Here is an 11,604-nt window from a genome sequence, read left to right as displayed (position 1 = left end):
CGATCGGCCTCAGTGCGGGATGGCCTGCCTGGGCCGGGTCGACGGCAACTCGTCGCGGAACTCCGCTATTCGCGACGAGACCTCCCAGATGTTGCGGGTGCTCTCCAGCCGGTCGAGGTAGAGCGACCGTTCGGCCAGACCGACCAGGTCGACGGTGAAGTACACGCTCATCAGCGGATTGATGAACAGTTCGCTGTTCCCCGTGCGTTCGGTGAAGTGCGCGTCGCCGAACCGACCGGTCAGCGCCGCGCCCACCGAACCCTGCACGATGCTCGGACGGCGCGGGGTGACCCGATTCGCGTAGGCCACCGCGTCCAGGAACAGCGTGCCCTCCCGCGATTCGCGGGGGATGGACAGCGCGCCGAGATAGTGGCCCGACCGGCTGAGCGCGGCCAGGTTCTCCAACACCTGCGCGTGACAGATCCCGTGATAGGCGTCGATCCCGAAGCCGAGCGAGGCCACCAGCCGGACCGGTACGTCCACCCCGGCCACCGCGGCCAGACTGGCCATGTCCTCCTCCGGCGTACCGAGGGACGCCTCGTCGCCGCGCATCAGGATGTCGGTCCCGCCGTCGACCAGCACGATCGCGTCGATGTCCAGGTCGCGCACCAGGCGCCGGTACAGCGCCCGCAGCGGCTTCGCCCCGGTCTTCGCGAACGCGTACACCGTGTCCGGGAAGCCGTTGCGCGACAGCCACATCGCCAGCGCCCGCTCCGGGAAGTAGTCGTCGTTTCCCGGGGTGTCCGACCGCACCGCCGCCAGGCCCGGCGACACGCGTACCGAGGACGGCAGGTGATCCACCGTCACGAACGACAGATTGGCGAAGTGCACCCGCTTGCCCAGGTCCGTCAACGCGACGCCGAGCGGCAGCCCGGCGAACACGTCGAATCCACCACCCGCCCCGGCGATCAGCACGGAGCGGGCATCCCGAAGACGGGCGAAGAGCGGAGGTTCGGCGAGTGTGAACACGGCCGGACCGTACCAAGGTGATCACCGCGAAGGTCAACACATTTGAGCCGTGGCGCAAGGGTCCCGAGGCGCACCCGAGCGCACGCGGACGCGCCCGGGGTAGACGCTCGCCGCCGCCGCGCCGGCCGCTATCGCGTCGGTCGCACCGGGACGACGGAGGAGCGAAAGCCGCACTCCCCGCACTGGAACAGGTCCGGACCCTCCGCGTGCCAGTCGTGCGGCGTGGCGTCCCAGTGTTCGAAGGAGTTCTTCCAATCCTTCCGGGGCGGCCTGCTCTTTCGCGGAGGATCGTTTTCCTGCGCCATGATCGCGCCTCCCTTCGAAGGTTCCGGTCCGTGCCGATACCTACCCACACGGAGCGTATTCGACCTCGGTCAGGGAGTGAGGGCGGCCATCCGCAGCTCCACGACCAGCGTGTCGACCGCCGCCCGGTCCGGGTGGTCGGGGAGCACCGAGGTCACGGCGTCGAGAACGGCCTTCTCGTGTTCGAAGCGCGCGGCGAACGCGGCCGGGTCCTCGACGGCCAGGCGGCCTGCGGCGAACAGTTCCTCGCGCCGCGCGCTCACATCCAGGATCAATTCACCGGTGGCGAGCAGGCGTTGGGCCTGGATCAGCAGGCGCAGACAGTGTCGGCCGTGTTTGGCGGTACGTCGGGCGGTGTCGGCGGAGAAGCCCTCCTTGCCCGCCTCGTGCCGACCGAGCAGGCGTTTGGCCTGCTGGATCGCATAACCGCCGTAGGCCGACCGGACGTACTCCGTGGACAGGAACTTCGCACGCAGGGCCCGGAGTCGGCGACCCGCCTCGGTCTCGACCCGATACTCCGGAAGCCACAACAACTCGGTCACCGTCGGGTTGCACTTGAGCGCGAGCGAGCAGTACTTGCCCAGTTCGTGCATCGTCACATCGGGCTTCGTGGTCACCCGCGAGCGGCCGGCCGCCGCCGCGCCGTCCAGGCCCAGCACCTCCCGCGAATCCGCGAGGAAGACGCCGAGCAGGTCCTCGTCGGAGGTCTCGGTGGCCAACCCGTAGGCGGTCGACCCGACCACCCCCATCAACAACGTACGCATCCCGCCGCCCTCGTTTCCCCGTGACCGTCCCCGAGCCCGAGCCCGCAGTATCCGACACCGCGCACCCGATGCGAATCCCGTTTTCCGCCCCGACGACTCGTCGGCATCCACCGTCATGCACTTGCCAGATACCCCCCAGGGGTATAACTTCATCTTCGTGGCCGGCGTCACCGACCACCGGCAGACACCCCGAAAACCTCGGAACAGCTCGAAATACCTCGACCGCGTCACGCACATCGCCCAGGGAGCCCGTCATGACCGTCCACGCCCACCACGCAGCCGCCCCCGCCACCCCCGAGGGTCTTCAGGTCTCCCGCGACGGCTACACCCTGGTCCCCGTCGCCGCGCCCGCCGGCACCCTCGCGTTCCGGATCGACGGCCCCGACGGCGCCCCGGTGCGCGAGTACGTCCCGCAGCACGACAAGGACCTGCACCTGATCGTGGTGCGCCGCGACCTGAGCGGCTTCCGGCACGTACACCCCGTCCTCGGCGAGGACGGCGTCTGGACCCAGGACCTGGCCCTCGACGAGGCCGGCACCTACCGGGTCTTCACCGACTTCGCCCCGGCCGCCACCGGCAGCCCGCTCACCCTCGGCGTCGACATCCACGTCGCGGGCGACTTCCGGCCCGTGCCGTTGCCCGCCCCCGCCGCGACCGCCGAGGTCGACGGCTACACGGTCACCCTCGCCGGCGAACCCGCGGCCGGACAGGGCGCGCACATCACCCTCTCGGTGGCCCGGGACGGCGTGCCCGTCACCGACCTGGAGCCGTACCTGGCCGCGTTCGGCCACCTGGTCGTGCTGCGCGACGGCGACCTCGCCTACCTGCACGTGCACCCCGGCGGCGCGCCCGGCGACGGGGTCACCCCGGCCGGTCCGGAGATCGCGTTCCACACCGAACTGCCCAGCGTCGGCACGTACCGGTTCTTCCTCGACTTCCGACACGGCGGCGTGGTCCGCACCGCGGAGTTCACCGTCGAGGCGGGCAAGCCCGCGCCGCACGCCCACGCGCCGGAGCGGGCCGCCGACCCGCACGCGGGGCACCACGGGCACCACGGTTGATCCCATCCGCCGACGCGGCCCCGCCCGGGGTCGCGTCGGCGTCGTCGTGCGCCGACCCGACCGAGGAACGCACCGGGGCCGTGACCGCCTCGCTCCGCCCGGGCCTTCCATAGCCAAGTGACCGGCCGTTAACATCCGGAAGCTGCCTTCGCGTCGACAGGCGAGGAGTCGAGGTCGTGCCCGTTCTGCGTTCCCGTCTCGATCCCCGGTCCGACACCTATCGGGCCAACCGCACCGCACAACTGAGCGCCCTCGCGGCGCTGCACGAGCAGTTGGACCTCGCCCGGGCGGGCGGCGGCGAACGCTACCTGGAACGCCATCGGGCCCGCGGGCGCCTGACCGCCCGTCAACGCGTCGAGCTGCTGCTCGACCGGGACGCGCCCTTCCTGGAACTGTCCTCCCTGGCCGCGTGGGGCACCGACTTCACCGTGGGCGCCGGCATGGTCACCGGCATCGGTCCGGTCTCCGGCGTGGAGTGTGTCCTGATCGCCAACGACCCGACGGTACGCGGCGGTTCGGTCAATCCATACTCGTTGCGCAAGAACCTCCGCGCCCTGGGGATCGCCCGCCGCAACCGACTCCCGGTGATCAACCTGGTCGAATCCGGGGGTGCCGATCTGCCCACCCAGGCGGAGCTGTTCGTGCCCGGCGGCCGGGTCTTCCACGACCTGACGGAGCTGTCCGCGCTCGGGATCCCCACCATCGCCCTCGTGTTCGGCAACTCGACCGCCGGCGGCGCGTACATCCCGGGCCTGTGCGACCACACGGTGCTGGTGGCGGGCCAGGCCAAGGTCTTCCTCGGCGGCCCGCCGCTGGTCCGCATGGCCACCGGCGAGGAGGCGGACGACGAGGAGTTGGGCGGCGCCGCGATGCACGCGCGGGTGTCCGGACTCGCCGACCACCACGCCGTCGACGAGTACGACTGCCTGCGGATCGGGCGGCGCATCGTGGCCGACCTGAACTGGCGCAAGCACGGCCCGGGTCCGAGCCGACCACCCGACGAGCCGCTGTACGACATCGACGAGGTGCTCGGCCTGGTCCCCGCGAACCTGCGGGTCCCGTTCGATCCGCGCGAGGTGCTGGCCCGGGTGGTGGACGGGTCGCGGTTCGACGAATACAAGTGCGAGCACGGCGCCGGCCTGGTCACCGGCTGGGCCTCGGTGCACGGCTTCCCGGTCGGGGTGCTGGCCAACGCGCGCGGGGTGCTGTTCGGCGAGGAGTCCAGGAAGGCCGCCGAGTTCATCCAACTCGCCAACCGCTCGCACACCCCGCTGCTGTTCCTGCAGAACACCACCGGCTACATGGTCGGCACCGCGTACGAACAGGGCGGCATCGTCAAGGACGGCGCCAAGATGATCAACGCGGTGACCAACTCCACCGTCCCGCACCTGACCCTCAACATCGGCGCGTCCTTCGGCGCGGGCAACTACGGGATGTCCGGGCGGGCCTTCGATCCCCGCCTGCTGTTCGCGTGGCCGACCGCGAGACTCGCGGTGATGGGCGCGGCGCAACTGGCGGGCGTGCTGTCCATCGTCGGCCGCCAGGCCGCCGCCGCTCGCGGGATCGCCTTCGACGAGGACGTGGACGAACTGCGGCGCGCCGCGATCGAGGCGCAGATCGAGCGCGAGTCGCACGCCTTCTTCGTCACCGCGCGGCTCTACGACGACGGGGTGATCGACCCCCGCGACACCCGCACCGTGCTCGGAATCGCCCTGTCCGCCGCGCATTCGGCCCCGGTCGCGGGTACCACCGGCTACGGGGTCTTCCGCATGTAGGCCCGACCCCGGCCGAGGCCCACACCCGCGCGACCGCCCCCGCGACCACCCCCACCGGCCACCCGCACACCGAGGGGATCGTATGCCGCTCATCCGCAGGCTGTTGATCGCCAACCGCGGCGAGATCGCCGTCCGGATCGCCCGCACCGCCCACGCCATGGGGATCGACACCGTGGCCGTGTACGCCGATCCCGACGTCGACTCCCCGCACGTCGCGGCGGCGGACGAGGCGGTCCGGCTGCCGGGCTCGGCCGCCGCGGACACCTACCTGCGCGGCGACCTGCTGATCGAGGCGGCCCGGACCACCGGCGCCGACACGATCCACCCCGGCTACGGATTCCTCTCCGAGAACGCCGACTTCGCCCGCCGAACGGCCGAGGCGGGGCTGCTCTTCGTCGGCCCGACCCCGGACACCATCGCCGCGATGGGCGACAAGCTCGCCGCGAAGGACCTCCTCGGCCGGGCCGGCGTCCCGGTCCTCCCGGGCGGCGTCGTGACGCCCGGATCCATGGTCGAAACGGCCGCCCGCATCGGCTTCCCGCTCCTCGTCAAGGCCGCGTTCGGCGGCGGCGGTCGGGGCATGCGCGTGGTTCGCGACCCCGGCGAACTGCCCGCCGCCGTCGCCGCCGCCCGCCGCGAGGCCGCCGCCGCGTTCGGCGACGACACCGTGTTCCTGGAGCGACTGGTCGAGAATCCGCGGCACATCGAGGTACAGATCTTCGGCGACACGCACGGCCGGGTGATCGCCCTGTTCGAGCGGGACTGCTCGATCCAGCGCCGACACCAGAAGCTGATCGAGGAGAGTCCCGCGCCGGGTATCGACCCCGGGTTGCGCGCCGAGTTGTGCGCGGCGGCGGTCACCGCCGGTCGCGCGATCGGCTATATCGGGGCGGGCACCGTCGAGTTCGTCCTCGACCGCGCCGGCGCCTTCCATCTCCTGGAGGTGAACACCAGGCTCCAGGTCGAGCACCCGGTCACCGAACTGACCACCGGCCTCGATCTGGTCCGGCTGCAACTCCTGGTGGCCCAGGGCCATGCGCTGCCCGCGGAGGCACACCGCACCGGGCACGCGATCGAGGCCCGGCTGTACGCGGAGGACCCGGTCCGGGACTACGCCCCCTCGGTCGGCACCCTGCACCGCTTCGAACTCGCCGAGTCCGAACGGGACGGAATCCGGGTGGACGCCGGGGTGGTGACGGGCAGTCGGATCGGCGTGCACTACGACGCGCTCCTGGCCAAGGTGATCGCGTACGCGCCGACCCGCGAGGAGGCGTGCCGCAAGCTCGCCCGCGCGCTGGCCCGGGCCCGGGTGCACGGCGTACGCACCAACCGCGACCTGCTCGTCGGCGTGCTGCGCTCGGCCGAGTTCACCGCGGGCGCCGCAGACACCGGCTTCCTGGATCGGCATGCCGCCGCCGACCTGTGCGCCGCCGACCCCTCGGCGACGCCCGTGCACGCCGCCGCCGCGGCGCTCGCCGGACAGGCCGAACGCCGGTCCCGGGCGGGCGTGTTGGCCACGATCCCGAGCGGCTGGCGCAATGTCCGCGACGCCGACCAGCAGGTGACCTACACCTCCGATCCGGATACCCGGACCACCGTCTCCTACCGCCTCCCGGACCACGTCGCGATCGACGGAAAACCCCTGCCGGGCCTGGTGATCCACGCCGCGCACGCCGATCGGGTCGAGCTGACCGCGGACGGCATCCGCCGAACCGTCCACGTACACCGGGTCGGCGAGAAGGTCTACCTGGACAGCCCGCTCGGCGCGAGCGTGCTGACCGAACTCCCGCGCCTGCCGGAGCCCGTGGCGGCCGAGACCGAACCGGCGGGGTCGCTGCTCGCGCCGATGCCGGGCACGGTGGTGCGAATCGCGGTCGCCGAGGGCCAACGGGTGGCGGCCGGGCAATTCGTCCTGGCCGTGGAGGCGATGAAGATGGAGCACGAGGTGACCGCACCGTACCCGGGCGTGGTATCCCACCTGCCGGTCGGCACGGGCGAAGCGGTGGACGCCGGCGCGGTGTTGGCCGTCGTACGCGCCGCCGACCCCCAGGAGGAGGCGGGACTCGCCACGAAGCCGGCCGACCCGCCCGCCGTTCCGCCCGCCGGGACGCCGGAGGAGGCGGTCGGATGAGCCGGACCGACAGCCGCCCGATCCGGATCGCCAACTGCTCCGGCTTCTACGGCGATCGCCTCTCCGCCGCGCACGAGATGGTCGAGGGCGGCCCGATCGACGTGCTCACCGGCGACTACCTGGCCGAACTGACCATGTCCATCCTGTGGAAGGCCCGGGCCAAGGACCCGAGCGCCGGCTACGCGCGCACCTTCGTGACCCAGCTGGAACAGGTCATGGGCACCTGTCTGGACCGGGGCATCCGGGTGGTCTCCAACGCGGGCGGCCTCAACCCCGCCGGCCTGGCCGAGCGGCTGCGCGTGAGCGCGCAACGCCTGGGCCTGGCCCCGAGAATCGCGTACATCACCGGCGACGACGTACTGGACCGGATCGACGCCGGCCCGCGCGCCGTGACGGCCAACGCCTACCTCGGCGGCTGGGGCATCGCCGAGGCGCTGGCCGAGGGCGCCGACATCGTGGTCTGCCCGCGCGTGACCGACGCGTCCCTGGTGGTCGGCCCCGCCGCGTGGTGGCACGGTTGGCGGCGCACCGACCACGACCGCATCGCCGGCGCGATCGTCGCGGGCCACGTGATCGAGTGCGGCCCGCAGGCCACCGGCGGCAACTACCCCTTCCTCGACGAGCCCCCGCGACGGCAACGCCCCGGCCGCACCGCCGACTTCGCCCTGGACACCCGTCGCCCCGGCTTCCCGATCGCCGAGGTGGCCGCCGACGGCTCGTCGGTGATCACCAAACATCGCGGCACCGGCGGCACCGTCTCGATCGGCACGGTCACCGCCCAACTCCTGTACGAGATCGGCGGCCCCGCCTACGCCAACCCCGACGCGGTGGCCCGCTTCGACACCATCCGGATCGGTCCCGCCGGCCCCGACCGGGTCCGGATCCAGGGCGTCCGGGGCCTGCCCCCGCCGCCCACTCTCAAGGTCGGGGTCAACGAACTCGGCGGCTACCGCAACACCATGACGATGGTCCTCACCGGCCTGGACATCGAGGCCAAGGCCGCGCACGCCGAGCGCATGGTGTTCGACGCGCTCGGCGGCCGGGACCGCTTCGCCGAGGTGGACGTGCGGCTGCTCCGCTACGACCGCCCCGACGCGCCGACCAACGAGCAGGCCGGCGCGCACCTGCGGATCACCGTCAAGGACCCGGACCCGACCAGGGTCGGCCGGGCCTTCTCCGGCGCGGTCGTCGAACTCGCCCTGGCCGGCTACCCCGGCTTCCACACCACCACCCCGCCCACGGCCGAGACCGCCTACGCCGTCTTCCGCGCCGCGTGGATCCCGGCGGGCGAGGTCGCGCACACCGTGGTGCTTCCCGACGGCACCGCCCGCCCCATCCCGCCACCGGAACCCACCGCCGCGCCGCCGAAGGACGTCCGCGACCCCGGCCCTCCCCCACGCCCCGACCCGCCCGGCCGGCCCGCCCGCCCGCCGGCCCCCACCCGCCGAGCCCCCCTCGGCCTGGTCTGCGGCGCCCGCTCCGGCGACAAGGGCGGCGACGCCAACCTCGGCCTGTGGACCCGCGACGACGCCTCGTATCGCTGGCTTCGCGTACACCTGACCGTCGATCGGCTGCGCGAACTGCTGCCGGAGGCGGCCGACCTGCCGATCGAACGCCACGTGTTCGACAACCTGCGCGCGGTGAACTTCGTGATCACCGGCCTGCTCGGCGAGGGCGTCGGCTCCTCGACCCGCCCCGATCCGCAGGCCAAGGGCCTGGGCGAGTACGTGCGGTCCCGCCACACCGACATCCCCACGACGCTGCTGGACGGGTGATCCATGCGCTTCCACGAAACCCGCGACCGAGGCTCCGACCCGAGCATCGACGAAAGCGACGAACACCGGGCCCTGCGCGCCGCCGTGGGCGCCATCACCGACGGATTCGGCCCCGGCTACTTCGCCGAGCACAGCCGCGAGCGCCGCCCCACCACCGAGCTGTGGCGGGAACTGGGCCGGCACGGCTATATCGGCGTCAACCTGCCCGAGGAGTACGGCGGCGGCGGTGGCGGCCTGGTCGAGCTGACCATCGTCTGCGAGGAGGTCGCCGCGCACGGCTGCCCGCTGCTGCTGCTCCTGGTGTCCGGGGCGATCGCCGGCGAGGTGCTGACCCGCTTCGGCACCGCCGGGCAAAAGGCCGCGTGGTTGCCGGGCCTGGCCGCCGGCACCCGCAAGATCGTGTTCGCGATCACCGAGCCGGAGGCCGGTTCCAACACCCATCGGCTGGCCACCACGGCCCGCCGGGACGGCGACGGCTGGTCGCTGCGCGGCACCAAGCAGTTCATCTCCGGAGTCGACGAGGCCGACGCGGTGCTCGTGGTGGCCCGGACCGGCACCGATCCCGGCTCCGGACACGGCCGGCTCTCGCTGTTCCTGGTCGACACCGCGGACCCGAGGCTGACCGCGACCCCGCTGGCGATCGAAGGGGCGGCCCCGGAGCGCCAGTTCACCCTCTTCCTCGACGACGTACCGCTGTCCGCCGACCGGTTGATCGGCACCGAGGGCGACGGGCTGCGCCAGGTCTTCCACGGCCTCAACCCCGAGCGGGTGACCGGGGCGGCACTGGGCGTGGGCATCGCGAGGTACGCCCTGGCCCGCGCGGCCGACTACGCCCGGACCCGCGAGGTGTGGGATCGCCCGATCGGCACCCACCAGGCGATCGCCCACCCGCTCGCCCAGGCCGCCATCGAGGTCGAACTGGCCGCGTTGATGACCTACCGCGCGGCCCGGCTGCACGACGCGGGCGAGGCGCGGGTCAAGGCCGCCGGGGAGGCCGCCAACATGGCCAAGTACGCCGCCGCCGAAGCGGCCATACACGCCGTCGACGCGGCGATCCAGACCCACGGCGGCAACGGGATGAGCCGCGACTACGGGCTGATCCCGCTGTGGGCGATGGCCAGGACGTTGCGGATCGCGCCGGTGAGTCGGGAGATGATCCTCAACCATGTGGCGCGGCACACACTGGGATTGCCTCGTTCGTACTGATCCCCGATCGGCCGCCGGAGGAGTCGGCGCACTTGCGTGCGACTTGTGAATGACTCGGCACGGGACTCGGGATCGACGCGCCGGCAACCCGTCGGGCACAAAATAGACAGAGGCTGCACCGCTCCCGGCGCGACCGTGCGGGGCGTCGTCCGGGACCGGCGCCATCGGTCGGGCTCGGCGACGAAGGCAGTGGGAGCGTTGGATCAAGTGCTGGCGGGACGGCCCTTCTGGGACGTGGACATCACGAGCGTGTGGTTCGTCATAGGAATGGCGGTGGCCACCGCCGGCACCGCCTTCGCCACCGTCTGGTTCTGGAACCGCCGGACGCTGCAGCGCACCCGCCGGATCTGCACGCTGCTGTTCACCCAGCTCATGGTGACCTTCACCATCCTGGCCGCGGTCAACGCGCAGATGTACTTCTACTCGACCCTGTCGGACCTGATGCACATCGCCGACGGGCCGTCCGTACCGGACGTATCGGTGTCCACGGTGAAGGTCAAGCACCTGGATCCCAAGCCGGCCGTGCCCTTCTCCGACGACGACGGCAAGGGCCTGCCGTTCATGGTCACGAAACCCCCGCTGACCGACCAGCCGCGCGCCCCGCACCCCCCGCGGCGCGGCGCCGACCCCAAGCACGGCGTGCTGGTCAACACCAGCATCCAGGGCCCGCGCACCGGCTACAAACTGAACACCTTCGTCTACCTGCCGGCCGCCTACTTCACCCCGGAGAACGCCCGGACCCGCTTCCCGGTGATCCAACTGACCTCGGGCTTCCCCGGCACCCCGGACACCTGGCTGCGGCGGATGAAGGTGCACCAGATGCTCGCCGGCCTGATGGAGTCGGGGCGGATGCCGCCGGCGATCGTGGTGATCGCGGCGCAGAACCCGATCGAGGGCCGGGACAGCGAGTGTGTGGACGCCCCCGGCGGCGCCCGCGCCGACACCTACCTCGGCCAGGACGTGCCCGACGCGATAGCGGCCAACTTCCGCACCGCGCCCGCGCCGGCGGGCTGGGGGCTGCTCGGCTACTCCACCGGCGGCTTCTGCTCGGCGAACCTGGCCCTGCGCCACCCGGACCGCTACGCCGCGGCGGCCAGCCTGTCCGGCTACTTCAAGGCGATCACCGACATCACCACGGGCGATCTGTACCGGGGCGACGACGCGCTGCGCCGGGCGAACAGCCCGCAGTACACGATCGAGAACGCTCGACGCGCGCCGGTGCGGATGTATCTGTTCGCGGCCAAGGGCGAGGGCAAGACGGTGCGCGAGGCGCGGGAGTTCGCCCGCAAGTTCCGGCCCACGGACACGGTGAAGGTACAGATCGAGTCGTCCGGCGGGCACAACTTCGGCACCTGGGCCAGGGGGCTGCCGGCGGCCTTCGAGTGGCTGGGGCGCGAACTCGCGGCGGGCGCGCAGCAGGGCGAGGCACGCGGGCCGGCCTTCACGGGCGGACGCCCGCTGCACTGAGCGCGGGCGGGCGACCGCCGCGCCAGAGCGGGCGACGCCGGCGACCGGGCGCACGGCTCGGCGGCGAACGCGCCGAGTGAACACGCGGTCGCCGCCGGTCCTTCAACGCGGCTGCGTACGGTGCGAGACTTCTGCGGCGCCATCCGAACGGAA

General features: G+C 72.4%; 8 protein-coding genes. 6 read left to right on the top strand and 2 right to left on the bottom strand.

Annotated features, from left to right (window positions below):
• Positions 1–9 precede the first annotated feature (9 nt).
• A complete protein-coding gene (locus tag EMA17_RS04680; RefSeq protein ID WP_126635628.1) occupies positions 10–969 on the bottom strand; it encodes a DUF1152 domain-containing protein in 960 nt (319 codons plus the stop codon).
• 374 nt (positions 970–1,343) lie between these two features.
• On the bottom strand, positions 1,344–2,036 hold the full coding sequence (locus tag EMA17_RS04675; RefSeq protein WP_160161319.1) for a nucleotidyltransferase domain-containing protein: 693 nt from the start codon (positions 2,034–2,036) through the stop codon (positions 1,344–1,346).
• Between the two features lie 254 nt (positions 2,037–2,290).
• Here EMA17_RS04675 and EMA17_RS04670 point away from each other — a divergent pair, with 254 nt between their 5' ends.
• The 6 genes from EMA17_RS04670 (at position 2,291) to EMA17_RS04645 (ending at position 11,451) form a co-directional block, all read left to right on the top strand.
• Positions 2,291–3,097 (top strand): DUF8832 domain-containing protein, encoded by an 807-nt coding sequence (locus EMA17_RS04670; protein WP_126635626.1) that lies wholly within the window; start codon positions 2,291–2,293, stop codon positions 3,095–3,097.
• 176 nt (positions 3,098–3,273) lie between these two features.
• A complete protein-coding gene (locus EMA17_RS04665) occupies positions 3,274–4,872 on the top strand; it encodes an acyl-CoA carboxylase subunit beta (RefSeq protein ID WP_126635625.1) in 1,599 nt (532 codons plus the stop codon).
• A gap of 82 nt (positions 4,873–4,954) precedes the next feature.
• Complete coding sequence (locus tag EMA17_RS04660; protein WP_126635624.1) at positions 4,955–7,003, top strand: acetyl/propionyl/methylcrotonyl-CoA carboxylase subunit alpha; 2,049 nt, start codon at positions 4,955–4,957, stop codon at positions 7,001–7,003.
• A complete protein-coding gene (locus tag EMA17_RS04655) occupies positions 7,000–8,778 on the top strand; it encodes an acyclic terpene utilization AtuA family protein (RefSeq protein ID WP_126635623.1) in 1,779 nt (592 codons plus the stop codon). Before EMA17_RS04660 ends, EMA17_RS04655 begins: the two co-directional genes overlap by 4 nt.
• Positions 8,779–8,781: 3 nt before the next feature.
• The gene (locus EMA17_RS04650; RefSeq protein WP_126635622.1) at positions 8,782–9,984 is read left to right on the top strand and encodes an acyl-CoA dehydrogenase family protein; all 1,203 of its coding nucleotides are present in this window, start codon (positions 8,782–8,784) and stop codon (positions 9,982–9,984) included.
• A 207-nt stretch (positions 9,985–10,191) separates the two neighbouring features.
• Complete coding sequence (locus tag EMA17_RS04645; RefSeq protein WP_246126508.1) at positions 10,192–11,451, top strand: alpha/beta hydrolase; 1,260 nt, start codon at positions 10,192–10,194, stop codon at positions 11,449–11,451.
• Positions 11,452–11,604: the final 153 nt, after the last annotated feature.

This window comes from Embleya hyalina (assembly GCF_003967355.1).
In the GTDB taxonomy this organism is placed as follows: domain Bacteria; phylum Actinomycetota; class Actinomycetes; order Streptomycetales; family Streptomycetaceae; genus Embleya; species Embleya hyalina.
This window is presented reverse-complemented; position numbering and strand designations above follow the sequence as displayed.

What these genes read in the sequence shown, in the direction of transcription:
- EMA17_RS04650 (WP_126635622.1), top strand. Translation starts at nt 8,782, where the DNA reads ATGCGCTTCCACGAAACCCGCGACCGAGGCTCCGACCCGAGCATCGAC.
- EMA17_RS04670 (WP_126635626.1), top strand. Translation starts at nt 2,291, where the DNA reads ATGACCGTCCACGCCCACCACGCAGCCGCCCCCGCCACCCCCGAGGGT.
- EMA17_RS04660 (WP_126635624.1), top strand. Translation starts at nt 4,955, where the DNA reads ATGCCGCTCATCCGCAGGCTGTTGATCGCCAACCGCGGCGAGATCGCC.
- EMA17_RS04675 (WP_160161319.1), bottom strand. Translation starts at nt 2,036, where the DNA reads ATGCGTACGTTGTTGATGGGGGTGGTCGGGTCGACCGCCTACGGGTTG.
- EMA17_RS04655 (WP_126635623.1), top strand. Translation starts at nt 7,000, where the DNA reads ATGAGCCGGACCGACAGCCGCCCGATCCGGATCGCCAACTGCTCCGGC.